This window comes from Ruegeria spongiae (assembly GCF_023502395.1).
Taxonomy (GTDB): Bacteria; Pseudomonadota; Alphaproteobacteria; order Rhodobacterales; family Rhodobacteraceae; genus Ruegeria_C; species Ruegeria_C spongiae.
Genome location: NZ_JAMFMB010000003.1, coordinates 215,099 through 239,317, shown reverse-complemented (window position 1 = coordinate 239,317; position 24,219 = coordinate 215,099). Strand labels below are relative to the sequence as shown.

The following is a 24,219-nucleotide window of genomic DNA, read 5'->3' as shown; positions in this document are numbered from 1 at the left end:
ACTCACTGGTCCTAAACGTCAATCGCGGACCGACCCGCTACTTACGAAGGACCTGCTCTACCAGCTGAGCTATTGAGGCTTTCAGGCCCGTTATGACCCTACTAGTTCTATGTGTATGCTGCGAAGCCTTTGGCTTTACGGGTCATTCCCGCAGGGACCGCTACTTACGAATGACGCACTCTGCCATTTGAGCAAAAGCAGCGACCTGATAGAAAGCGGGGTGGACCCGGATACGCTTGCGGGGGTTGATTACATCCGGGGCACGGGAATGGCAAGCCAAACTGATAGCGAATGGGGATTGATCGCTGCGACTTGCGGATTGACAAACCGGCCCTCATTGGGGCCGGTTCCAGAGTTTATCCGCCAAAGTCATCCAGCATGATGTCTTCTCGGTCCACGCCCAGTTCCAGCAGCATGTTGATGACCGACTGGTTCATGATCGGCGGGCCGCACATGTAGAACTCGCAATCCTCAGGCGCAGGGTGGTTCTTGAGGTATTCCTCGAACAACACATTGTGGATGAAGCCGGTATAGCCGTCCCAGTCATCGCCCGGTTGCGGATCGCTCAGCGCCACATGCCATTCGAAATTCGGGTTGTCCTTGGCCAGCCCGTCGAAATCCTCGACAAAGAACATCTCGCGCTTGGACCGCGCACCGTACCAGAAGCTGATCTTGCGCTTGGACCCCAGCCGCTTGAGCTGGTCGAAGATATGGCTGCGCATGGGCGCCATGCCGGCACCGCCGCCAACGAACACCATTTCCTTCTGGGTGTCGCGGGCGAAGAACTCGCCGAAGGGCCCCGAGATGGTGACCTTGTCGCCCGGCTTCAGGTTGAAGATGTAGGACGACATCTGACCCGCCGGAATACCTTCGGAGCCCGGAGGGGGCGAGGCCACGCGGACGTTCAGCATGATCATGCCTTTTTCGTCCGGGTAATTGGCCATCGAATAGGCGCGCTCGATCGGTTCCGCCACCGTGGATTTATACTGCCACAGATTGAACTTGTCCCAATCCTCGCGGTACTCGTCCTCGACGTCGAAATCGGTATAGGCGAGCTGATGCGCGGGCGCTTCGATCTGAATGTAGCCACCGGCGCGGAAATTCACGTCCTCACCTTCGGGCAGGTCCAGCGTCAGCGCCTTGATGAAGGTCGCGACGTTCTCATTGGACCGGACGGTGCATTCCCATTTCTTGACGCCAAAGACCTCTTCGGGGACCTCGATCTCCATGTCCTGCTTGACCGCGACCTGACAGGACAGGCGATCACCGCAAGAGGCCTCGCGTTTGGTGATATGGCTTTCCTCGGTCGGCAGGATCGACCCGCCGCCGGAATGCACCCGCACCCGGCATTGCGCGCAGGTGCCGCCGCCGCCACAGGCCGAAGGCACGAACAGTTTCTCGGCGGCCAGTGTTTGCAGCAGCTTGCCGCCTGCCGGGACCGAGACGGTTTTCTCGCCATTGATGGTGATGTTCACATTGCCGGTCGACACCAGCCGCGAGCGCGCCGCGATGATGATCGTGACCAGCGCCAGAACGATCAGGGTGAAGAGGACGATGCCAAGCGTAAAGGTTTCCATCTGCCCGCCTCCTTACAGTTTCACGCCCGAGAAGGACATGAAGGCCATCGCCATCAGACCCGCGGTGATGAAGGTGATGCCAAGCCCCTGCAAGCCGTCCGGGATATCCGAGTATTTCAGCTTTTCCCGAACGCCTGCCATGGCGGTGATCGCCAGTGCCCAGCCAAAGCCGGAAGACAGGCCATAGGTCGCCGCCTCGGCAAAGTTGTAGTCGCGTTCCACCATGAACAGCGAGCCGCCCAGGATGGCGCAGTTCACCGTGATCAGCGGCAGGAAAATCCCCAGCGCGTTGTAGAGCGGCGGAAAATACTTATCGAGGATCATCTCGAGGATCTGCACCATCGCCGCGATCACCCCGATATACGAGATCAGCCCGAGAAAGGTCAGGTCCACATCCGGGAACCCGGCCCAGGCCAGCGCGCCGGGTTTCAGCAGGTAGGTCAGCAGCAGGTTGTTGGTGGGCACGGTGATGGCCTGCACCACCATGACCGAGATACCCAGACCAATCGCGGTCGAGATCTTTTTGGACACGGCGATGAAGGTGCACATCCCGAGAAAGAAGCTGAGCGCGAGGTTTTCGACAAAGATGGCCTTTACGGCCAGGGAAATGAGACCTTCCATCAGTGTGCCTCTGCCTGCTGGATTTTGTATTCACGGTCCTCGACCTGGCCCGGCTTCCAGGTGCGGAAGGCCCAGATGATCAGCCCGATGATGAAAAACGCCGAAGGCGGCAGCAGCAGCATGCCGTTGGGGACATACCAGCCGCCGTTGTTCACCGTGGGCAGCACGGTGATGCCAAACAGCGACCCGGCCCCGAACAGCTCGCGGATGAAGCCCACCAGCAGCAGGATCAGCCCGTAGCCCAGCCCGTTGCCGATCCCGTCGATGAAGGATGCCATGGGCGGGTTCTTCATGGCAAAGGCCTCGGCCCGGCCCATCACGATGCAGTTGGTGATGATCAGGCCCACGAAGACCGACAGCGTTTTCGAGATTTCAAAGGCATAGGCCTTGAGCAGCTGATCGACCAGGATCACCAGCGAGGCGATGATGACCATCTGCACGATGATCCGGATCGAACCCGGGATCTGGTTGCGCAGGATCGAGATGAAGAAGGACGAAAACGACGTCACGAATGTCACCGCCAGCGCCATCACAAAGGCCACCTGCAACGATGAGGTCACCGCCAGCGCCGAGCAGATGCCCAGCACCTGCAGGGTGATGGGGTTGTTGTCGACCAGCGGATCGACCAGAAGTTCCTTGCGTGTCTGCGCCATCAGATCTCTCCTGCCTGCAGCCGGGTCAGGAAGGGGCCGTAACCCTCTTCGCCGACCCAGAAGCGCACCAGATTGTCCACGCCCACCGAGGTCAGTGTGGCGCCCGCCAGCGCGTCAACGTAATAATCAGGGCCTGCGGCGGGTTGCGATTTGGCAACGGTGATCTGCACCTCGCCCGTCTCATCCCGCAGCTTCTTGCCGGACCAGAGCGCCTTCCAGCGCGGGTTGTCCACCTCGGCACCCAGACCCGGCGTTTCGCCATGCTGGTAGAATTGCAGGCCGAAAATGTCGTTGCCGTTCTTTTCCAGCGCGATAAAGCCGTAAAGCGTCGACCAGAGCCCATAGCCATGTACCGGCACGATCACCTTGTCGAGCGCGCCATCGGGGCTGCGCAGCAAGTAGATCACGCGATACTTGGCTTTGCGGCCAATACCCGCCGGATCATTGTCCAGCGCCACGCTCAGCTCGGGGTCCGAGGCGGCGGCGATATCGTCAAAGGTGGTCGCGTCGAACTGGTCGGTGAACTCTCCGGTGCCCAGATCGAGCACCTTGGGTTGAAAGGCGGCAAAGGCTTCGGCCACATTCATGCCGGGCTCGTAGACACCAGCAACCTGCAGCACGTTCAGCTGCTTGTCGCGCAGTTTGTTGGCCTCTTGCACCGGGCGCAGCGACACGGCAGCAGCCGACACCACCATCGAGGCAAAGAGGCACAGCGCCACGGCAACAACCAGCGTCTTGCCGACGGAATCCGGCGAGGCGGCCAGGAAGCGGCCGATCAGGCCCCTTGGTTCAGGGTTCTGGGCATCAGACATGACGACGCGCCCTCCGCTTGATATTGGCCTGCACGACGAAATAGTCGATCAGCGGCGCAAAGACATTGCCGAACAGGATGGCCAGCATCATGCCTTCGGGGAAGGCCGGGTTGACCACGCGGATCAGCACCACCATCACCCCGATCAGCGCGCCGTACCAGTAGCGGCCCATATTGGTGTGGCTGGCCGAGACCGGCTCGGTCACCATGAAGGCCAGACCAAAGGCATAGCCGCCCAGCACGATGTGCCAGTACCAGGGCATGGCGAACATCGGGTTGGTGTCGGAACCAATCAGGTTCAGCAGCAGCGAGAACCCGATGGTGCCGGCCAGACAGCCCACGATCAGCCGCCAGTTGGCGATTTTGGTGATCAGCAGGAAGGCCAGACCGATCATGCAGGCCAGCGTCGAGGTTTCGCCCAGCGAGCCCTGAATGAAGCCCAGAAACGCATCCATCCAGGTGAGGCCCTGCGCGGCCAGCTCCTTGTAGCCATCGGCGGCGGACACGGCCAGCGCGGTCGCGCCCGAAAAGCCATCCACCGGGGTCCACACCGCGTCACCCGACATGTTGGCGGGATAGGCGAAGTACAGGAACGCGCGACCCGTCAGAGCCGGGTTGAGGAAGTTCTTGCCGGTACCACCAAACACCTCTTTGCCGATCACCACCCCGAAGGAGATACCGAGGGCCACCTGCCAGAGCGGCGCCGTTGCGGGCATGATCAGCGTGTAAAGCATTGAGGTCACAAGGAAACCTTCGTTCACCTCATGGCCGCGCACGGTGGCAAAGATCACCTCCCAGATACCGCCGATGATCAGCGTGGTCAGGTAGATCGGCAGGAAAAAGAGGAACCCATGCGCCATGTTGGCGAAGATGCTTTCCGGGTTCAGCGCGATGCCGAACATCTGCAACAGCGCGATCCGCCAGCCGGTGGCGGCCTCGGGGCCGAGCGTGGCGATGGCCTGATTGGCCTGATAGCCGTTGTTGTAGAAGGCCATCAGGATACAGGGGATCGTGGCGATGACCACATAGGTCATGATCCGCTTCATATCCACGTAAGACCGCGCATGAGGCGCGGCACTGGTCACCGTCTTGGGCGTGTAGATGAAGCTTTCGACCATCTCGTAGATGGGGAAAAACTTCTCGTATTTGCCGCCCTTGGTAAAGTTCGGCTCGATCCGGTCAAAGAAGCTGCGCAAACCCATTCGGCTCAGCCCTCCTTTTCAATCTTGGTCAGGCAGTCCCGCAGGGCCATCCCGTATTCATATTTCGCCGGGCAGGCAAAGCCCACCAGCCCGAGGTCCTCTTCGTCCAGCTCCAGCGCGCCAAGCGCCTGTGCCGTGTCGGTATCCATCACCAGCATCGCCCGCAGCAGTTGGGTCGGCAGGTAATCCTGCGGCATCAGTTCCTCAAAAGTGCCGGTGGGCACCATGGCGCGGCGGCCGCCGTTGAGGTTGCTGGTCAACCCATAGACCTTCTTGGCAAAGGCCGATCCCAGCACCGGCTGCACCGCGTATTTCGACGGCATCGGTCGGATCCAGCCCATCGGGATCTGGTCGGGGTCCTCGCGGATCAGGGTGATCTGGCGGGCGAAGCGGCCCAGATAAGCCTCTGGCCCCTCAGCCTTGCGTCCGCTCAGGATCGAGCCCGAGATCACGCGGACCGGATCGGCGCCGTTGACCTCGTCCTTGGTTAGATCCTCGGTCGAGGTGCCCATCACAGTGCGCACCAGACGCGGACGTGCAGCCATGGGGCCAGAGATCGCTACAACGATACTGGGATCGACATGCCCGGTCTGCACCAGCCTGCCGATGGCGATCACATCCTGATAACCGATCGTCCAAACGACCTCATCGGCGCGCACGGGGTTCAGGAAGTGGATATGGGTCCCGGCCAGCCCCGACGGGTGCGGGCCCGAGAAAGCGGCGGCCTCGATACCGGGCAGATCGCCGCCGGGCACCGCATCGCCCGCTTTGTGGCAGAGATAGGTGGTGCCATCGGTCAGCAGAGAAACTGCTTTCACGCCCGCTTCGAACGCCTGCGCTGCATCCGCGATGATCAGGGCGGCATCGCCAGCCAGCGGCTCGCTGTCCATGGCCGTGATGAAAATGGCCTTGGGCGCGGTGCCGGGGAGGGGCATTTTGGAATAGGGACGGGTGCGGAAGGCGATCCAGAGACCGGCGGCGCAGAGCTTTTCGGTCAGACCCTCGGCGGTCTCGACATCACCGGTGTTGCTGAAATCGACGCCACTGTCATTGGCGTCTCCGACCTCGATCACCACGCTTTGCAACACCCGGCGTGCGCCGCGGTTGATCGCGGTGACTTTGCCACTCACCGGGGCGACCATCATCGCCTGTGCCGCATCCTTGTGACAGAAAAGCGGTGTGCCGCGTTGCACATCGTCGCCTTCCTGCACCAGCATTTTGGGTTTCAGGCCGATCGTGTCGCAGCCCAGAACGGCAACGTTCCGGTAGTCCGGCCCTGGGTGGATGGTCTGTTCGGGCGCCCCGTCCACCGGCAGGTTCAGCCCTTTTTTCAAATCGAATGTCCGCATTGGCTCGCTACGTTGTTGCACGCTCGACTCCGCAAGTGGTGCCTCCCTAACGGATGCCCGCCACAAAGCAAATACCTTCGCGCGGCAAAGTCACAGCGCGCGTTTGGCTGCCTCTTATTGCGCCTGCGACGGCATGGCAATCTGGTTGGGCAATAAAGCCGTGATTTCCGTCAATTTCCCCCCCGTTTCACCTGTCATCCGCCATCCAGCGCCGCCCGGGCCAGCGAGTCTGCGCGTTTCAGATCACGTTTGCGAAATGCCTCATCCAGCGCGTTCAGCCCGGACTGCGCCGCTGTCTTGTCGCCGCCCTGTGCCAGACGCGCCAATGCCGCGCGCGCGGGACGCACCGTGTCGGCATAGAGATGTGCAGCACGCAAACCGGTCTGAAGCGTCTTGGCTGCCGCGTCCACCTGCGCGATCGCCGCAGGGAAATCCAGACGGCGGGTCAGGCTGTCGGCCTCGCGCAGCAATTTAGTCACGCGCTTGATCTCGGGTTGGGCGCACTTGTCCTGCTGGACCTGCCGCAGTTGATCGCGCTGCCGGAAGAGCTGCTTGAACGAGCTGGCATAGCGACCATTTTCCAGCACCGCCTGGGTCAGATCGATGCAGGCGGCGCGGCACTGGTTGAGCAGATGCAGCGCTTTGTTTTCATCGGGCAGCGCCTTGCGGGCATCTTTGGTCATCTCGACGATGCGCCGCAACTCGCGCTGAATCGGCCCCCCGGATTTGAGCCCCTGTAGCGCCTTGATATGAGCCAGAATCTGCACATGCGCGCGAGTGAATTCGGTTGCTTCCTCATCCGGGCGCAGCTTTTCCATCAGCTCCAGCCCGCGGGTGCCCAACTGCAATTCGGTGCGCGCTTTGCGCATCGTCAGCGCGGCACCGACCCAGTTGGCGCTTTTGCCAAAATTGTCGGCGTCATTCATCATCTCACGTACCGTCGCGATCACCGGTCTTGCGTTGCCGCCACCCGGGGCATGTGATTCCAGCCGCGCGATCTCGGACTCGATCTCGTGCCGGACCTTGTTGCAATTGGTGGCGCGACCGGCTTCCTGCATCATTGCCGCGTGGCGGGCCTCCTGCGCTTCGCAGGCGATGATGGCCTGATCGAATTCGCCGCGCGCCTCGGCCGCCTGACGGCGTTTGTCGTCATTTTCGAGCCGTTTTAGATAATCCTCGACTGCAGCGGCACCATGCCCGCGCGCCTGAGCTCGGGTCTCAGCCAGGCGGGCTGCAAACCCCTTGGCCTCGCGCAGGTATTCGGTGACAGTGTCGACTTCCCGGTCCAGCTTTCGCCCGAGCGTCACCTGCGCCGACAGAGTTCCCACCGCGTCGTCCTGTGCGCCCTGCGCAGCTGCTTTGCGCGCAGCGGTGACGGCGGCAGCGATCGGGCCGGTCAGATCCTTCAGCAATTGACCGGCCCTGGGGGGCAGGGCGCGGACGCGGCTCAGACGGTCTTCGGCCTCGGAAAGCAGAGCGTCATATTCCGTCGCCGCCCCGCCGGAACCGCCTCGGTCGGTGATTCCGAATCGTTCGAGAAAGCTCTGTTGAGTTTGTGTCAGCATCTGATCGGGCCTCGGGTGGTGCTCTGCCGGGCAGTCTTTGGGGCAGTGTGGCGTCCAAATGCGTATCCGCCAACACCTTTTGTGAGCGATGCACAGAATCCTACCTGTCGCAAATGTTGGTTCTGCGCCCCTTGCGAAAGGGCGCGGGATTGGGTTCTTTAGGGCAAGTCATTTGTTAAGGCAGCGCAATGGCATATTTGACCTTCGGTAAAATCCGGAAGGGTGTAACCCTTTTGGCAACCTCGTTGACCGCGATGATGCTGTCTGATGCGCCGGTTCTGGCGCAATCGGCGTCCAACCTCGCACCGTCCACCTTTCAGCCCGAAGCGCTGCGTCCCTCAAGCGGGCCCGTGACGGTAGCTCGTGACCCGGGCGCTTCGGCACCGCCGGGGTCCGAGAATCTGTTCGTGACTGTCGGCGATGTCGAACTGCAGGGTGCCTTGCCGCAGATGGCGCAAGCGAACGCCGCGTTTCGGCAGTCGCTGATTGGGCAGCAGGTCGCCGTTGCCCGGATTTTCAGTGCCGTGCGACGGCTGGAATCGGAATATGCCGAGGCGGGCTATGTACTCGCACGGGTGGTGCTGCCACAGCAGACGCTGCGTGACGGTGGCACGCTGCGTATCGTTGTTGTCGACGGATTTATTGAAAGCATTGATTCCGCCCGTGTGCCGGAACCGGTGCGCAATCGGATTGTCAGCCTGACTAACCCGCTGATCGGTAAACGCGGCATCCGCTTGCGCGATATCGAGCGCGCACTGCTGCTGGCGGGCGACACCTATGGGGTCCGGCTGTCTTCTGCTCTGAAGGCCGGGCAGGCGGATGGCGGCACGGTGTTGGTGCTGGACGGTGAATACAAGCGGCTTACCGGGTCTTACGGGTTTGACAACCTGCTTGAAAACAATTTGGGCACTGTCAATCTCAACGCCGGGCTGGAGTTGAACAGCGCCCTCGGTCTGGGCGAGACGTTCTACGGCAGGATCGGCGGCGCGGTGCAAGATTTTTTCTCGAGTGATCCGCGCTATCGCATCTTTGCGTTGGGGGCAGTTGTGCCGATCGGCACAGAGGGTATGACCTTCAACATCGAGGGGACCGCCAGCCGGGCCAATCCCGATCTCGATTTTGCGCCGACTACCAGCGAGTTCGACCGGCTGTCATTCCGGTTGTACTATCCCTGGATAAGGTCACGGCAGCTTAACCTTACGTCGCAACTGATCCTGGATCGCACCAACGACAAGCAGAATTTTACCGACGAATTCGGAGGTGGGCCGATCTATAACGACAAGCTCAGCGTCTTGCGGGCCACGCTGGACGGTAGTTGGCGGTTCGAGAATGGCGCGGCCTTGCAGGGTGGGGCGGTTCTGTCACGGGGATTGGACGCCTTCGGGGCGCGCACCGCGTCGGTCGACGTGCCCTTGTCGGCGCAGGGCGCTAGCCCCGAGTTCACCAAATTGGTAGTCAATGCGCGCTATGACATGGGGTTCAATACCAATTGGGTTCTTGGCCTGAGCGGGCGGGCGCAGACCAGTTTTGGCGATCCGCTGGTGACCTCGGAACAGATGAGTGTCGCGGGAACCGGTGAGATGTCGAGTTTTGATGCAGGCACGCTGCAAGGGGATGACGGCTATGTGCTGCGCGCCGAGATCGGTCGTCAGAACCGTACGACGGTCGGGGGATTCCCGCTTCTGGTCAAACCTTACCTGTTTGGCGCCTATAGCCAACTTGGGCTGGAAGAGCCTACCTTTTTGGAGCAAAGTACAACAAAAGCATCGGCATATGGCGTGGGAGTCGAGATTTTGACGCTGGAGGACTCATCCTTCAGCTCAGGCACCCTGCGACTTGAGTTCGGTAGGGGAGAACGCGATGACAATGGCCCGGAAGGTAACCGCTTCGGTATCGTTGCAAGCCGCAGGTTCTAAACGGCTGGCAGTACGGCTATGGCTGAGCGTGGCTCCGGCGGCGCTGCTGATCGCGGCGGCACCGCTAGGCGCGCAGGAACTGCCCACCGGCGGGACAGTCGCTGCGGGCAATGCAATGATTGCAACGCCAGCGCCCGGTCAGATGACCATCAATCAGGGCAGCAATGCTGCCGTCGTCAACTGGAACACCTTCTCGGTCGGACAGGGGGGGCGAGTCGATATTACCCAGCCTTCGGCGCAGTCGACGATACTGAACCGGGTGACAGGGAATGCCACCAGCGCCATTCACGGCCAGATCAATGCCAATGGCCGGGTCTTTGTTGTCAATCCCAACGGCATCTTCATTGGGCCGCGTGGCCAGATCAACACCAGCGGCTTCGTGGCTTCGACGCTTGCTATTCGCGATGATGATTTCATGGCGGGTCGTTACCGGTTCGAGGGCAACGGCGCTTCGGCTGGAGTCGAGAATGCGGGCCTGATTCAATCGGTGCCGGGCGGTTATGCGGCGCTGATCGGCGGCAAGGTCAAGAACTCAGGCGTCATTCGCGTACCGCTGGGCAAGGTCGGCCTGGGCGCGGGTGAACAGGTGACGCTGGATTTCACCGGCGACGGGTTCCTGCAGGTGGCGGTGCCGTCGAATGGCGACGACACGATGGACGCACTGGTCGAGAACTCTGGCGTGATCGAGGCCAATGGCGGTCAGGTGCAACTGCTGGCGGCCAGCGCCCGCGATGCAGCGCGGCAGGTGGTCAACATGTCGGGCGTGATCGAGGCCCGCTCGGTCAGCGGGCGCAATGGCGCCGTGGTGCTGGGCGGCAGCGGTGGTGGCGTCCGGGTGAGTGGGCGCATCGACACATCGGCCGACGTGGTGCTGGTCGAAACATCGCCCAGACCGGTGGCGCGCCCGGTTCAGGGCGGTGACATTACCATCACCGGCGAGGCGATCGCGCTGGCCGGGGCCACTTTGGACGCAAGCGGAGCCGGTGCCGGCGATGGCGGCCTGATCCGTGTGGGCGGCGATTTCGAGGGCAAAGGCAACCTGCAACGGGCGGTCACCACCTTCGTGGATGCGGCCACAAGGATCAACGCCGATGGCGGCGCATCCGGTTCGGGCGGTCGGATCGCTGTCTGGTCCGACATATTCACCGAATTCAACGGCACCATCTCGGCCCGCGGCGGCGATTTGGCCGGCGACGGCGGCTTTGTCGAGGTTTCGGGCAAGGATGACATGCGTTATCGCGGCCTGACCGACACCCGCGCGCCAAATGGTGCAACCGGCATGTTGCTGCTTGATCCGGGCAACATCACAGTGGGCAGCGATCCTGGCGACACGTTTGATGCAGCTACGATTGAGGCCAATCTCGACAGCACCGGTTTCACACTGGACACATCGGTGGACGGATCGGGCGAGCCGGGCGATATCACCATCAACGAATCGATTTCCTGGTCGTCGGGTACCCTGTTCCAACTGATCGCGGATAACGATATCGCGCTGAACGCCGCCATCACCGGCAACACCGGCACCTTGTCGCTGGATGCCGCCGGGACGATCACCACCAGCGCTGATGGTGCGATTGATGTGGATACGTTCCTTCTGGAGGCAGGCGACTGGGTGCAGAACAGCGCCACCCTGCCGGGGTTCGACGTCACGGATTTCCAACTGAACTCGACCGACGGCAGTTTCCTGCGCGCCCTCGATGGTGACGGAAGCGAAGCCGACCCCTATGTATTGACCGATGTGTTCGGTCTGCAGGGAATGGACAGCGACAGCCTGCACGCCTCGCATTTCCGGCTGAACAACGAGATCGACGCAACAGGGACCGAAAACTGGGGGTTTGGCGAAGGCGGCTTCGTCCCGATTTTCAGCTTCGATGGCTCACTTGACGGGGCCGGGCACGGAATCGACGGCCTTATGATCATCGACGCTTCGCAAGGCGGTTTGTTCGAGAATTTGAACGAAACGGCCCGGGTTTTCGATCTCGGCGTGACCAACGCCTCGATCAACGGCTTCGAAGGCGGCGTTCTGGCGACCAGCAACGATGGCGCGATCGAGAATGTGATCGTTACCGGAACAGTAGACAGCTTTGACGGTCTGGCGGGCGGCATGGTGGCCTTCAATAGCGGCACTATCACCGACAGCACAGCCGATGTCAGCGTGAGCGGAAGCGTTGGTGAGGGCAGCGAAGGCGATGGTGCAATTGGCGGCCTTGCCGGTGTCAACAGCGGAACCATCACCCGGTCTCATGCGACAGGTGACGTGCAGGGCGTCGATTTCGGCTCTGGCCTGGCTGTCAATGCTGGGGGTCTGGTCGGAGTCAATTCGGGCACGATCCAAAGCTCTTACGCGACCGGTGACGTCAGCGCCGCGCAACAATTTTCCGGCGGTGGTACCGGGAATGGCGGCGGGCTTGTTGGCCTCAACCAGTCGCTTGTCGAGCGCAGTTATTCCACTGGCACCGTCTCGGTCACCGATTTTACGACGAACAATCCAGGAGGGCTGATCGGCCTGACCTCGGGGGGCACTGTTACCGCCTCCTTCTGGGACACAGATTTGTCGGGACAATCCGCGAGCGACGGGGGCACCGGGCTGACCACTGCGGAATTTCAGGACACGCAGAGCTTCTTCGATCTGACCAGCCCGCTGGGTTGGGACTATGTGAACGATTGGGCGCCCGGGACCCAGGGGCAGCACCCGCTGAACCTGACCACCAGCGCGGTTGTGTTCGTGCAGCCTGATCCGCTGTCGGTGCAATATGGCCAAACGGACAGTGCAACCGGCACCGGACCCATCTCGGGTGGTACAGGAACCTATGTCTTCGGCCCCGACGGGGATTCGCTGGATACATCCGGGGCGCTGTCGAATCTGGATTTTGGACAGGTGAGTGTGGGGGAAACAACCTATGTGCTGACCAATACCAGCCTGACCAGCGATCTCGGGCTGTCCTATCAGGTGATCTCACTGACCGGAGACGCCACGATCACACCGGCGCCGCTGACTGTTGTTGCGGATGACCAGAGCCGGACCTACGGCGACGAATTTTCGCTCGGGACCACGGATTTCTCACTGACAAGTGACCTTTTCTTCGAAGACACCATCGACTCAGTTGCCCTTTCAAGCACCGGAGTGGCTCAGTTTGCGCCGGTCGTGGACAGCCCCTATATGATCACTCCGAGCGACGCTCAGGGAACCGGGTTGTCCAACTATGTCATCACGTATGAAACTGGCAACCTGACCGTCAACCCGGCGCCGCTGACGGTGACCGCCGATGACCTGACGCGCGTCTATGGAGACGGGTTTTCTTTTGAGGGAACTGAGTTCACGGTTCAGGGCCTGTTGACCGAAAGCGATATGGTGGACAGCGTGACCCTGACCAGCACGGGGGCAGATCGGTTCGCGCAGGTTTCGACGGGCTATGACATCATAGGCAGCAACGCGACCGGCAGCGGAGCTGGGAATTACGACATCACATATGAAACCGGTTCGCTTGATGTCACTCCGGCATCGCTGACGGTCACCGCGACCGATCAATTCAAACTGGAGGGTCAGAACTTCACGTTCTCCGGTACAGAGTTCGTTTCATCAGGCTTGTTGAATCCAGCGGATAGCGTTGACTCTGCTGTGCTGTTCAGCGATGGGGCAAGTGCCGACGCCACTGAGGATGGATCGCCTTATATCATTGATATTTCAGGCGTCTCTGGCACCGGCCTTGAGAACTATATACTGACATTGAATACCGGCGAGTTCTTCATTCTGCCACCTGGGAGTACGGTCGACCCGCCGCCGATCCCGGTGATCGAGGTTACTCCCCCCGGTCGAACCAGCTTTGAAGGTACGCTTGAAACCGAGACCGGTGGCGGCGATTCAGGTAGTGGCAGCGGTGGTGGCACAGCGGTGAACCCCGTTGTTACAGCCGAAGGGACCCTGGAAACCGTGCAGGGGGCGTCGACCGAGTTCGAGGCTCAGGCCTCTGGCTGCGTGAGCGAGGATGTGTCGACTTATCTGGCTTGCGTGGCCGATGCGATGGACGATTATGCCCAGGACCTGGACGCCATTGCCCAAGGTCTGCCGCCGGGGCTGGAAAGCATCGGCGACATCATCAACGGTGCCAGCGCGGGCGTGCGTGCGGCTGGCGACAAGGCGCAGGCGCGGCTGGCGCTGGCCACTACCGAGGCCGAACGCCAGCAAATTCGCAGCGAGGCCATTCAAGAGGCCCGTGTGGCGATCCGCAGCGCTCAGACCGAGATTCGCAAGGCGATCACGCTGATCCGCGCCGAAGATCCCGAGCTTGTGAGTTTGCAAAGAGAGCAAGTAGAGACGATAGTAGCCGCCGTGGGCAGTGCCGAGATCGGTCTGTCCCGCGTGTTGGAACTCTGACGGCTGGGAAAATAAAGAGTGCGATTGATCCGTTTGATCATGGCTTTTGGCCTGTTTTTGCTGTGCGCCACGCAGGCCTTTGCTGAAAAGCGCGTGGCGCTGGTGATCGGAAACTCGGATTACGACTCGGTTGGCGGATTGGACAACCCGGTCAATGACGCGTCGGACCTGGCCATCGCGCTTGAGGGGCTGGGCTTCCGGGTGTTTCTGGGCACCGACCTCGACCGGGACGAAATGCTGTCGCTGGCCGAATCCTATGGCGTGACGGCGGCTGATGCGGATGTGTCTTTGTTCTTTTATGCCGGGCACGGGTTTCAGGTCGGCGGGCAGAATTATCTGGTTCCGGTTAATGCGCATCTCACGTCAGGCGCGGATATCCCGGAACAGACCGTGGCGATGGGTGACATCGTCAGCCGGATGGAACGGTCGGACGGGCTCAAACTGATCATTCTGGATGCCTGCCGCGACAACCCGTTTGAAGAGACCACTGGCGAGGGCGGTCTGGCACGGATCGGCAGTGCGGCGGATTTCATGTTCGCCTATGCCACCCAGCCTGACAATGTGGCCTATGACGGAACCGGGCGGAACAGTTTCTTCACCGAGGCGCTGCTGAGCCATATCTACACGCCGGGGCAGGATATCTCGGACTTGCTGATATCGGTCCGCAAGGATGTGATCGCGTCCACCGGCGGGCGGCAGATCCCGTGGGACAATTCCTCGCTCACCCGTCAGTTCCGCTTCGACACCAGCCCGGTGACAGCATCCGAGGAGACCCTGCTGTGGCAGGTTGCCGCCAGCGCGCAGGACCCGCAACTGATGCAGCTTTACATGGACCGCTATCCGCAGGGTTCCCATACCAGCGACGTGATGGCCTTTCTGGACAGTTCCGAACCACAGACCCGTAAGCTGAACATCGACGATCAGGATGTGCAGGCCGACCGGTTGTGGAAACTGGCTCAGCGCAGCCGGATGCGGCCCTTGCTGGAGTTCTATCTGGAACAATATCCCGATGGCGCCAATGCCGAGCAGGCGCGCCGTCTGGTGCAATCCATCCCGCGCCGCGAAGATACGACGCCCGGTGGCATGTGCGAACGGCTGGCCACCCATCCCCGCGACAGCACGGCCAGCCTGACGGGGGTGCCGTTTTCACGGCTCAAACAGAATGCTCTGACCGCGATCCAGGCCTGTGGCGCGGCAGCGGCGCAATCGCCGGATCTGCCGCATTACGTGGCGCTGCTGGCACGTGCGACGATTGCGGCGGGGGACGTGGAGCGCGCCGTGACGCTCTATCAACGCGCCGCCGAGCGGGGCGATTTGCGGGCTATGGTCAGCCTGGCGCAGCTTTACGAAAGCGGCATGGGCGTCCCGCAGGATGTGGCGCGCGCTGTCTCCTTGAACGAGGCGGCGGCAGAGGGTGGATCGTTGGATGCGATGATCAATCTTGCCGTGACCCTGTTCGAAGGCACGAGCGTGCCAAAAGATGATGCCCGCGCAATTGAGCTTTTGCAACGCGCCGCGCGTGAGGGGTCGGCCAAGGCCACATTCAATCTGGGCGTGTTGGCGCAGGACGGTTTGGTCGGCTCACCGGAAGAAGCGCTCGCCCATTTCCAGAAAGCCGCGCGGGATGGCGAGCATCAGGGCTATCTGGCTGCGGCCATCCTGCTGGACGAGGGCAGGGGCCTGCCGCGCGATCCGATGGCTGCTGCAGAAATGCTGCTGCGGGGTGCTGCCGAAGATGATGGCGCGGCCATCGTGCAGATGACCGAAGGGGCCGCAAACTGGTCGCGCGATACCTTGATGGAAGTGCAGAAACGTCTGCAAAAGGCCGGATATTACAACAGCACCATCGACGGGCTGTCCGGTCCGGGGTTCGAGAATGCACTGGATCTCTGGCGCAATGGCGGCTTTGTCGCAGAGGTGTTGTAAAGGGGCGACCCACGCCCCCTCACGTTCTAGCGATACATAGGCGGGCGGGCGTCGACCCAAGTCCCGTCCTTGCTGCCCGACTCAGCCACCGCAAACACTGCCGCCATCGACCGCAACCCGTCCTGCGCACGCGGATAGTGATCCGCAGCGGGGTCCATGGCGTGGTTTTCCTTGCGGGCACGGATCGCCTCAGCCAGATCGCTGTAGATATTGGCGAAGGCCAGCGGCATCCCTTCGGCATGGCCGATGGTGACGCGGGTGGTGCGGTCGGCCTCGGGTGACAGGTTGGCTTCGCCACGCTCAATGGTCTGCAACCGCCCGTTCAGCGGCATGTAATAAAGCTGGTTGGGGTGTTCCTGAGACCAGCGCAGCCCGCCGGTCTCGCCAAAGACCTGCAGCGTCAGACCATGCTGGCGACCAATCGCCACCGATGAGGTCCAGAGCCGCCCGACTGCGCCATCCTCCATGCGGAAGTTGACCATCGCGTCATCCTCCAGCACCCGCGAGGCGATGCAAGAGACGGTATCGGCGGACAGGCGGTGCACCTCCTGCCCGGTCACGAAGCTGGCCATATGCAGCGCGTGAATGCCACAATCGGCAAATTGTGCCGACACGCCCGCCTGCGCCGGGTCATAGCGCCAGCGTACGCGCGGATTGTCGGCATCCTCGGCATCGGCGTGGTGGCCATGAGCAAACTCGGCTTTGACCAACCGTATCTTGCCCAGATCGCCACGGGCGATCATCGCCTTCATGTGCCGCACCAGCGAATAGCCGGAATAGCCGTAATTCACCGCGCAGATCGCGCCGGTGCGCTCGGACGTGCGGACGATGTCCTCGCCTTCTTCGACGGTCATGGTCATCGGCTTTTCGCAGAGCACGTTGAACCCGGCCTCAAGAAAGGCCTTGGTGATCTCGTAATGGGTCGCGTTGGGTGTGGCCACGGTCACCAGATCGATGCGATCTTCGCGCACCTGTTCGCCTTCAAGCATCTCGCGCCAATCGCCATAAGCCCGGTCAGAGGCAAGACCCAGCCGCTGGCCATAGTCACGCCCCACGTCGGGCCGGTGATCCAGCGCGCCTGCGGCAAAGTCGAACGCTCCGTCCAGCCCTGCGCCCAACCGATGTGCCGGGCCGATCTGGCTGCCTTCACCGCCGCCGATCATGCCCCATTGCAGTTTTGCCATCTGCCTGCTCCTTACCTGAAACCGATCGATTCAAGATATTCCCGATTGGTGCGCGCATCGTCCATCGGCCGCACATCCATCGTCGGGTCGCAATCCTGTTCCACCGTGCACCAGCCGGTGAACCCATTGTCCAGCAGCACCTGACGCACAGTGGTGAAATCAACGTCACCCTCGCCCAGATTGCAAAAAATACCCTGCCCGCAGGCATCGTAGAAACCGGTGCGTTTCTCGATCACGTCCGCTTTAACTGCCGGGTCGACATCCTTGAAATGCATGTAGGAAATACGATCCACATAGCGGTTCATGAACGCCACCGGGTCAAAGCCCGCATAAGAGTGATGGCCCGTGTCAAAGCAGATCTTCAGCAGCTTTTCGTCCACTTCGTCCAGCAGCCGCTCAAGCTCGGGCTCGAAATCCATGAAGCCCGCCGCATGGGCATGGATGCCCACGGTCAGCCCGTATTCCTCGGTTCCGATCCGCGCGGTTTCCGCGATCCGGTCGCGATAGGCGGCCCATTCGGCACCGTCCATCTGCTCGGCTTCCTGCGCCCGCCCGGCAGTCGGTGCCCGGCGCTCTGAAATCGAATCAATCAGCACCAGATGCTGCGCGCCATGGGCCGCCAGCGCCTTGCAAGTGCGGTGGGTGCCATCCAGCACGTCCTCCCATTTTGCCGGGTCGTGATAGGGGCGGAAGACAACGCCGCCGATCAGTTCCAGATCATGCTCGGCCAGCGCGTCCGCAACCTGCGCCGGGTCTTCGGGCATGAAGCCGACAGGCCCCAGTTCGATGCCCTTGTATCCGGCCTCGGCACATTCTTTCAGCACGGTTTGCCAGTGGGGATTGCGCGGATCATCCGCAAATTCGACGCCCCAGGAACAGGGTGCATTGCCAATTTTTATGCTCATATTGGTGCCTTTCGGATGCTCAGAGCGTTGCAACATCTTGCCAGGACCGCGTCTCGGACGAGGCCCAGGCCGCTTCGATTAAGTGGTTTACCGCCAGCCCGTCGCGGAAGGTCGGGTAGACAGGTTCGCCGGTCTCGATGGCTTTGAGGAAATCATGCGCCTCGATGATGATCTGATCCTGATAGCCGGTGCCGTGTCCCGGCCCCTGACAGAAGGGCAGGTAATCTGGATGCGCTGGCCCGGTCAGGATCTTGCGGAAACCGCGTTCTGCCTCGGGTCCTTCGGCGCGGTAAAGCCAGAGCGCGTTCTGGTCTTCCTGATCGAAGCGGATCGCGCCCTTGGTTCCAAAGATTTCATAGGCATAGCCCATCTTGCGCCCGGTAGCGGTGCGACTGATATAGAGATGTCCCATCACACCATTGTCGAACCGGCACATGATCTGCGCCTGATCGTCATTGGTCACAGTGCCGCCGGGGCGGTCGGCGTGGACGGTTTCGATATCCGCCATGATCGAGCGGATCGGGCCAATCAGCGCTAGGGAGGCATTCAGGATATGTGGTGCCAGATCACCCATGTTGCCATTGGCGCGGCCTGTCGCGCGCCATGTGGCGGGGGCCTGCGGGTCGGCGTAGAAATCTTCGGTATGTTCGGCGCGGAACCATGTGATATCGCCGATTTCGCCATCGGCAATCAGCTTGCGAGCGAACTGGCTGGCCGGGGTGCGGATGTAATTATAGGCGACCATATTGGCCTGTCCGCTGGCCTCGGCAGCGTCGACCATAGCCTGCGCCTCGGCCACCGAGGTGCCCATGGGCTTTTCGCACATCACTGGTTTGCCAAGGGCAAAAGCGGCTTCGGATATCTCGCGATGCAGGGCCTGCGGCGTGGCGATGATGATCGCGGCGACCTGCGGGTCCTCGACCAACGCCCGCCAGTCATGCGTGGCCCGCGCAAATCCGAAAGCGCGGCGATAGCGCTCGGCGGACTCGGGGCTGCTGGCGCAGATCATCTCAAGCCGGGGCCGCAGTCGCGTTTCGAACACGGCCCCAACAGCAGCCATGGCAACCGAATGCGCCTTGCCCATATAGCCACCACCGACAATGCCGATTCCAATTTCTGCCATGGCCATTCCCACCTTTGCGCAAATACAGTTTGCAACCGGTTGCAAAATTAGTATCCTCGGAATCGATCCTGCGCAAGTGGCATTTGACTGGCTTGCGACGCCCGCACCGTTTTGAGGGAACCAAACAGATGAGCGACGACACGATCCGCCTGACCACCGCGCAGGCCATTATCCGCTGGCTGACAAACCAGTTCATCGAAATCGACGGGCAGGAATACCGTTTGTGCGGCGGTGGCTTTGGCATCTTTGGCCATGGCAATGTGACTTGTCTGGGCGAGGCGCTGCATGGGGTTCAGGACGAACTGCCGCTTTATCGCGGTCAGAATGAACAGAGCATGGGATTTGCCGCCGCCGGTTACGCCAAACAGTGGTTGCGCCAGCGCTTCATGTTCTGCACCGCCTCTGCGGGGCCGGGCACGACCAACTTGCTCACCTCCGCCGCGCTGGCCCATGCCAACAGGTTGCCGATGCTGATGCTGTGCGGCGACACCTTCCTGACGAGGCTGCCCGACCCGGTGCTGCAACAGCTGGAGCATTACGGGAACCCGGCGCTGGGGGTCAACGATGCGTTCAAAGCCGTCAGCCGTTACTGGGACCGGATCACTCATCCGGCGCAAGTGATCCAGTCTTTGCCAGCGGCGATTGCCACCATGCTGGACCCCGCCGATTGCGGCCCGGCCTTTCTGGGTCTGCCGCAGGATGTGCAGGGCTGGACCTTTGATTACCCGCAGGTCTTCTTCAAGAAGAAGGTCCACCGCGTCCGCCGCCAGGCCCCGGATGAGGCGGAACTTGCCGCCGCCGCCGAACTGCTGAAAACCGCCGAACGCCCGATGATCATCGCGGGTGGCGGAGTGCAATATTCCAGGGCGGTGGCCGAACTGGCGAGCTTTGCCGAGGCGCATCAGATCCCGGTCGTCGAAACCATCGCGGGCCGTGCCAACATGCTGGATACCCATTCGCTGAATATCGGTCCCATCGGGGTGACCGGATCGGACAGCGCAAACGCGGTTGCCGAGGCAGCGGATGTGATCGTGGCTGTGGGCACAAGGCTGCAGGACTTCACGACCGGGTCCTGGACCGCCTTTGCCAAGGACGCTCGCTTCATCTCGATCAACGCCGCGCGCCATGACGCGGGCAAACATATGTCGCTGCCGGTGGTGGGCGACGCGAAACGATCGCTCGACGCTTTGGCCAGTTCCATGACCGGCTACAAGACCCCCGAAAGCTGGACCCAGTTCGCCCAAGGCGAGCGTCGCACCTGGGACGCCTATGTGGCCGAGAACGTGGCCCATGGAAATCGCCCGAATTCCTACGCGCAGGTCATCGGTTTGGTGAATGCGCTATGTGATCCGCGCGACCGCGTTGTGGCCGCAGCGGGTGGGTTGCCCGCCGAAGTCACCGCCAATTGGCGCACACTCGATATTGGCACTGTGGATGTGGAGTTCGGCTTCTCCTGCATGGGCTACGAGATTTCCGGTGCCTGGGGAGCTCGGATTGCACAGGCCGAGACTGAACCCGATCAGGACACCATCGTCTTTATTGGCGACGGGTCCTACATGATGATGAATTCCGACATCTACTCTTCGGTCCTCAGCCGCAAGAAACTGATCATTCTGGTGCTGGACAATGGCGGCTTTGCGGTCATCAACAAGCTGCAGAACAACACCGGCAATGAAAGCTTCAACAACCTGATCGCCGATTGCCCGACGGTTCCCGAGCCCTTCGGCGTTGATTTCGAAGCGCACGCGGCCGCAATGGGGGCCATCGCGGAAACCGTCGCGAACCCCGCTGAACTGGGCGAGGCGTTCACCCGTGCCAAGGCAAGCGACAAGACCCACGTGATCTATATGAAGGTCGATGCCTATGACGGCTGGACCACCCAGGGCCATGCCTGGTGGGAGGTAGGGACGCCTCATATCACCGAAAGCGACAAGGTGCGCGACGCCCATGTAGAGTGGGAAAGCAGCCGGTCCAAACAGCGGCGGGGCGTGTGATGAGCGCGCTTCTGGACGGCATCAAAGGCAACCGCTTTGCCGTGTTTGGACGCGCGGGCATGGATATGTTCGCCGACCCCATCGGCACCAAGAGCGAAGATGCGACAAGCTTTCGCGCCGATCTGGGCGGTTCCTCGGCCAATATCTGTGCCGGGCTGGTCAAGCTGGGATCGCAGGCGGCGCTGGTGACATCGGTGTCCGATGATGCGGTAGGCCGATTCTGTGTGAACCGGTTGCAGTATTACGGCGTCGACACGCGGTATGTCCGGGCGGTGGGCGGCGAGGCGCGCACCTCGCTGGCGGTTTATGAAAGCTGCATCGAGAATTTTCAGAATGTCATCTATCGCAATGGCGCGGCTGATTTTCAGGTGACCGAAGCGGATATGGACGCGGTGGAGTACAGTGCCTTTACCGCACTGATCACGGCTGGCACCGTCTTTGCCGCCGAACCTTCGCGCAGCGCCACCTTCCGGGCGTTTGAGAACGCCCGCGCCGCCGGGTTGCCGGTGATCTTCGACATCGATTACCGCCCTTATAGCTGGCCCTCGCCGGACGTGGCCGCCGAGGTTCTGTCGCGCGCAGGCGAGGAAAGCGATCTGATCGTCGGCAATGATGAAGAGTTCGGCTTCATGGCCGGTGGCATCGAAAAGGGCCTCGACAAAGCCCGCGAGCTGGCAGAAATGCCAGGCCGGATCGTCATCTACAAGAAGGGTGAAGAAGGCGCTGTAACCTTTTCTGGTGGAAAGGAAATCCGTACCGGTATCTACCCGGTCACCGCCGTCAAACCAAACGGGGCGGGCGACAGCTTCATGGCGGGACTGCTAGCGTCGATCGCGGCAGGGTATTCTCTGCGTGACGCGGTGTTGCGTGGCTCTGCCTGCGCCTCAATCGTGGTGTCGCAGCCCGGCTGCGCGCCAGCCATGCCCTCCACGCCCCAGCTCGAAGACTTCATCGCATCCCATCCCGGCCCGTCCGAGGCCGCATAAGAGGATCACAACATGCATATTCCCCCCTTTGACAACCAGAACAAACCCATCGTCGATGCCGATGACGGGCTGGTGCCATTGAACTACTTCAATATCGTCAAGCTCAAGAAGGGCGAGGCCTTCGAGTACCAAGTGCCGGGATACGAGACCTGCATCGTGCCCGCCACCGGCAGCGTCGATGTTGAGATCGAAGGCGTCGCATTCCGCGCATTGGGCAATCGTGGCGAGGATGTCTGGGATGGCGAACCCGAAGGCGCCTATGTGCCGTCAGGTGCCAAGGCGCGGATCGTCTGTGTCTCGGACGAGACCGAGACCTTCATCGCGGGGGCGAAATATGACAAGGTTCTGGACCCTTTCGATGTGCGCGCCGGCGGGATCGACCTGGTGCAGTATGGTAGCGACGACACCAAGACCCACCGCAAGATCAAGCATATTCTGGGCCAGAAACAGGCCGACAAGGTCGGGCGTCTGCTGGTTTCGGAATTGTTCACTGTGGGGCAGGGCGGCTGGTCGGGCTTCCCCTCGCACAAACATGACACCAACCGCCTGCCGGACGAGACGCGCCATGATGAGACCTACAATTTCAGGTTCAAACCGAACTGGGGCTCGGGCCTGCAAATGCTGCAGCGCGAGGAAGGCAAATCGGGCGATGCCTATCACATCGTTGACGGGTCGACGATCTGCATCGACAAGGGCTATCACCCCTGTTCGGTGTTGCCCGGCTACGAGATGTACTATTTCACAATTCTCGGCGGATTGACCCAACGCTCGCTGGTGCAGTTCTTCCAACCCACCCATGCCTATCAGATCGAGACCATACCGGGCATCAAGGACATGGTGGCAAAGTTCAAATGACACTCGCGACACTCGCAGACGTACTGCAACCCGCCCTGCGGCAGGGTCATGCCGTTGGCGGCCTTGTGACACTGGGCTGGGAAGACATGCGCGCCTATGTGGCCGCCGCCGAGGCCGAGGACGTGCCGGTGATCCTGCAGGCCGGGCCAAGCTGCCGCGCCCATACGCCGCTGCCGGTTCTGGGCAAGATGTTCCGCCATCTGGCCGAAGGCGCGTCGGTCCCGGTGGTGGCGCATCTCGATCACGGCTACACGGCTCAGGAATGCCGCGAGGCGCTCGACAGTGGGTTCACCTCGCTGATGTTCGACGGCTCGCGCAAACCCCTGACGCAGAATATCGACGAAACTGCGGCGATCGCGGAAATGGCCCATGCCGCGGGTATCTCCTGCGAGGGCGAGATTGGGTTTGTGGGCTATTCGGGCGGCGAAAACTCTGCCGGGACCGACCCGGAAGAGGCTGCGCAATTCGCGCGCGAGACCGGTGTGGACGCCATGGCGATCTCGGTCGGCAATGTGCATCTGCAACAGGAAAGCTCTGCCGGTCTTGACGAGGCGCGCATCCGCGCCATTGAGGCAATGACGGATGTTCCATTGGTCATCCATGGCGGCTCGGGTGTGCCCGAGGCGCAGCGGCGGTTGCTGGCGCAGGGCTCGAAGATCTGCAAATTCAACATCGGGACTGAGCTGCGCATGGCCTTTGGCGCAGCCTTGCGCGACGCGGTAAACCGCGATCCAGACCGTTTCGACCGCGTGCAGATCCTGTCTGAGACACACGATCCGCTGGTTACCGCCACCCGCAAGGTGCTGCGCGCTTTCGGCGGGGCAAGCTAGCTGCGGTTCACTCCCCGGCACCGGTAGCCGTGGTAGCAGGTGGATGGATCATACACCCGGCAGTATTGAGCTTTCGTCGGCAGATCAGTAACGATCCGGGCGCAGCGCATCTCCTGGCGCGGCCTGCCGGTCAGCTTTTTTGGCATGTCAAACAGGCGCGAGACCTGTGATGGGGCAATGGATAGCGGCCGAAGTGATGCGTCGCGACCTCGGACTCTTTGACGCGCCGACCCTTGTTCGCCACCGTGCTCGACCTGCCACATGGCCGCGTTGTGCGAAAAGGTGCATCAAAAGACCTCGAAACGAATTGATACCACCGCGCCGCTGCGCCACAGTGTTGGCGCAGG

General features: G+C 61.5%; 17 protein-coding genes. 7 read left to right on the top strand and 10 right to left on the bottom strand.

The window, feature by feature from the left end:
• Positions 1 to 356: 356 nt before the first annotated feature.
• From nqrF to M3P21_RS04205, 7 genes are all read right to left on the bottom strand, one after another.
• The gene (gene nqrF, locus M3P21_RS04235) at positions 357 to 1,577 is read right to left on the bottom strand and encodes an NADH:ubiquinone reductase (Na(+)-transporting) subunit F (protein WP_249707109.1); all 1,221 of its coding nucleotides are present in this window, start codon (positions 1,575 to 1,577) and stop codon (positions 357 to 359) included.
• A gap of 12 nt (positions 1,578 to 1,589) precedes the next feature.
• Complete coding sequence (nqrE, locus tag M3P21_RS04230; protein WP_249707107.1) at positions 1,590 to 2,198, bottom strand: NADH:ubiquinone reductase (Na(+)-transporting) subunit E; 609 nt, start codon at positions 2,196 to 2,198, stop codon at positions 1,590 to 1,592.
• Positions 2,198 to 2,851: an NADH:ubiquinone reductase (Na(+)-transporting) subunit D gene (locus M3P21_RS04225; RefSeq protein ID WP_249707105.1), complete on the bottom strand. Its 654-nt coding sequence runs from the start codon at positions 2,849 to 2,851 to the stop codon at positions 2,198 to 2,200. The genes nqrE and M3P21_RS04225 overlap by 1 nt, the downstream gene beginning before the upstream one ends.
• A complete protein-coding gene (locus M3P21_RS04220) occupies positions 2,851 to 3,663 on the bottom strand; it encodes a Na(+)-translocating NADH-quinone reductase subunit C (protein ID WP_249707103.1) in 813 nt (270 codons plus the stop codon). The genes M3P21_RS04225 and M3P21_RS04220 overlap by 1 nt, the downstream gene beginning before the upstream one ends.
• Positions 3,656 to 4,864 carry an NADH:ubiquinone reductase (Na(+)-transporting) subunit B gene (locus M3P21_RS04215; protein ID WP_249707100.1) on the bottom strand — a complete coding sequence of 403 codons (1,209 nt, stop codon included), beginning with the start codon at positions 4,862 to 4,864 and terminating at the stop codon, positions 3,656 to 3,658. The genes M3P21_RS04220 and M3P21_RS04215 overlap by 8 nt, the downstream gene beginning before the upstream one ends.
• A gap of 5 nt (positions 4,865 to 4,869) precedes the next feature.
• Entirely contained in the window at positions 4,870 to 6,213 is a 1,344-nt protein-coding gene (locus M3P21_RS04210; RefSeq protein WP_249707097.1) for a Na(+)-translocating NADH-quinone reductase subunit A, read from the bottom strand.
• A 194-nt stretch (positions 6,214 to 6,407) separates the two neighbouring features.
• A complete protein-coding gene (locus tag M3P21_RS04205) occupies positions 6,408 to 7,778 on the bottom strand; it encodes a DUF724 domain-containing protein (RefSeq protein WP_249707095.1) in 1,371 nt (456 codons plus the stop codon).
• Positions 7,779 to 8,011: 233 nt separating this feature from the next.
• Between M3P21_RS04205 and M3P21_RS04200 the strand changes: the two genes are divergently transcribed.
• From M3P21_RS04200 to M3P21_RS04190, 3 genes are read left to right on the top strand one after another with little or no spacing between them, the layout of a single operon-like run.
• Positions 8,012 to 9,694, top strand: coding sequence for a ShlB/FhaC/HecB family hemolysin secretion/activation protein (locus tag M3P21_RS04200; RefSeq protein ID WP_249707092.1), 1,683 nt, complete (start codon positions 8,012 to 8,014; stop codon positions 9,692 to 9,694).
• Complete coding sequence (locus tag M3P21_RS04195; RefSeq protein WP_249707091.1) at positions 9,639 to 14,069, top strand: two-partner secretion domain-containing protein; 4,431 nt, start codon at positions 9,639 to 9,641, stop codon at positions 14,067 to 14,069. The genes M3P21_RS04200 and M3P21_RS04195 overlap by 56 nt, the downstream gene beginning before the upstream one ends.
• An 18-nt stretch (positions 14,070 to 14,087) precedes the next feature.
• Positions 14,088 to 15,995 carry a caspase family protein gene (locus M3P21_RS04190; protein ID WP_373319945.1) on the top strand — a complete coding sequence of 636 codons (1,908 nt, stop codon included), beginning with the start codon at positions 14,088 to 14,090 and terminating at the stop codon, positions 15,993 to 15,995.
• 26 nt (positions 15,996 to 16,021) lie between these two features.
• Here the strand turns inward: M3P21_RS04190 and M3P21_RS04185 are convergent, their stop codons facing one another.
• Genes M3P21_RS04185 through M3P21_RS04175 form a run of 3 tightly spaced genes read right to left on the bottom strand, consistent with a single transcriptional unit; the run spans position 16,022 to position 19,207 of the window.
• Entirely contained in the window at positions 16,022 to 17,179 is a 1,158-nt protein-coding gene (locus M3P21_RS04185) for a Gfo/Idh/MocA family protein (protein ID WP_249707087.1), read from the bottom strand.
• Between the two features lie 11 nt (positions 17,180 to 17,190).
• Positions 17,191 to 18,084: a sugar phosphate isomerase/epimerase family protein gene (locus M3P21_RS04180; RefSeq protein ID WP_249707085.1), complete on the bottom strand. Its 894-nt coding sequence runs from the start codon at positions 18,082 to 18,084 to the stop codon at positions 17,191 to 17,193.
• 19 nt (positions 18,085 to 18,103) lie between these two features.
• Positions 18,104 to 19,207 (bottom strand): Gfo/Idh/MocA family protein, encoded by a 1,104-nt coding sequence (locus M3P21_RS04175; RefSeq protein ID WP_249707083.1) that lies wholly within the window; start codon positions 19,205 to 19,207, stop codon positions 18,104 to 18,106.
• 128 nt (positions 19,208 to 19,335) lie between these two features.
• Here M3P21_RS04175 and iolD point away from each other — a divergent pair, with 128 nt between their 5' ends.
• The 4 genes from iolD to M3P21_RS04155 are packed head-to-tail and all read left to right on the top strand — an operon-like array spanning position 19,336 to position 23,872.
• Complete coding sequence (gene iolD, locus M3P21_RS04170) at positions 19,336 to 21,201, top strand: 3D-(3,5/4)-trihydroxycyclohexane-1,2-dione acylhydrolase (decyclizing) (RefSeq protein WP_249707081.1); 1,866 nt, start codon at positions 19,336 to 19,338, stop codon at positions 21,199 to 21,201.
• On the top strand, positions 21,201 to 22,187 hold the full coding sequence (iolC, locus tag M3P21_RS04165) for a 5-dehydro-2-deoxygluconokinase (protein ID WP_249707079.1): 987 nt from the start codon (positions 21,201 to 21,203) through the stop codon (positions 22,185 to 22,187). The genes iolD and iolC overlap by 1 nt, the downstream gene beginning before the upstream one ends.
• A gap of 12 nt (positions 22,188 to 22,199) precedes the next feature.
• The gene (locus M3P21_RS04160; protein WP_249707076.1) at positions 22,200 to 23,042 is read left to right on the top strand and encodes a 5-deoxy-glucuronate isomerase; all 843 of its coding nucleotides are present in this window, start codon (positions 22,200 to 22,202) and stop codon (positions 23,040 to 23,042) included.
• On the top strand, positions 23,039 to 23,872 hold the full coding sequence (locus tag M3P21_RS04155) for a class II fructose-bisphosphate aldolase (protein ID WP_249707074.1): 834 nt from the start codon (positions 23,039 to 23,041) through the stop codon (positions 23,870 to 23,872). Before M3P21_RS04160 ends, M3P21_RS04155 begins: the two co-directional genes overlap by 4 nt.
• Positions 23,873 to 24,219: the final 347 nt, after the last annotated feature.

What these genes read in the sequence shown, in the direction of transcription:
- M3P21_RS04225 (WP_249707105.1), bottom strand. Translation starts at nt 2,851, where the DNA reads ATGGCGCAGACACGCAAGGAACTTCTGGTCGATCCGCTGGTCGACAAC.
- nqrF (WP_249707109.1), bottom strand. Translation starts at nt 1,577, where the DNA reads ATGGAAACCTTTACGCTTGGCATCGTCCTCTTCACCCTGATCGTTCTG.
- iolD (WP_249707081.1), top strand. Translation starts at nt 19,336, where the DNA reads ATGAGCGACGACACGATCCGCCTGACCACCGCGCAGGCCATTATCCGC.
- M3P21_RS04205 (WP_249707095.1), bottom strand. Translation starts at nt 7,778, where the DNA reads ATGCTGACACAAACTCAACAGAGCTTTCTCGAACGATTCGGAATCACC.
- nqrE (WP_249707107.1), bottom strand. Translation starts at nt 2,198, where the DNA reads ATGGAAGGTCTCATTTCCCTGGCCGTAAAGGCCATCTTTGTCGAAAAC.
- M3P21_RS04155 (WP_249707074.1), top strand. Translation starts at nt 23,039, where the DNA reads ATGACACTCGCGACACTCGCAGACGTACTGCAACCCGCCCTGCGGCAG.
- M3P21_RS04220 (WP_249707103.1), bottom strand. Translation starts at nt 3,663, where the DNA reads ATGTCTGATGCCCAGAACCCTGAACCAAGGGGCCTGATCGGCCGCTTC.
- M3P21_RS04215 (WP_249707100.1), bottom strand. Translation starts at nt 4,864, where the DNA reads ATGGGTTTGCGCAGCTTCTTTGACCGGATCGAGCCGAACTTTACCAAG.
- iolC (WP_249707079.1), top strand. Translation starts at nt 21,201, where the DNA reads ATGAGCGCGCTTCTGGACGGCATCAAAGGCAACCGCTTTGCCGTGTTT.
- M3P21_RS04160 (WP_249707076.1), top strand. Translation starts at nt 22,200, where the DNA reads ATGCATATTCCCCCCTTTGACAACCAGAACAAACCCATCGTCGATGCC.
- M3P21_RS04210 (WP_249707097.1), bottom strand. Translation starts at nt 6,213, where the DNA reads ATGCGGACATTCGATTTGAAAAAAGGGCTGAACCTGCCGGTGGACGGG.
- M3P21_RS04180 (WP_249707085.1), bottom strand. Translation starts at nt 18,084, where the DNA reads ATGAGCATAAAAATTGGCAATGCACCCTGTTCCTGGGGCGTCGAATTT.
- M3P21_RS04195 (WP_249707091.1), top strand. Translation starts at nt 9,639, where the DNA reads ATGACAATGGCCCGGAAGGTAACCGCTTCGGTATCGTTGCAAGCCGCA.
- M3P21_RS04175 (WP_249707083.1), bottom strand. Translation starts at nt 19,207, where the DNA reads ATGGCAGAAATTGGAATCGGCATTGTCGGTGGTGGCTATATGGGCAAG.
- M3P21_RS04185 (WP_249707087.1), bottom strand. Translation starts at nt 17,179, where the DNA reads ATGGCAAAACTGCAATGGGGCATGATCGGCGGCGGTGAAGGCAGCCAG.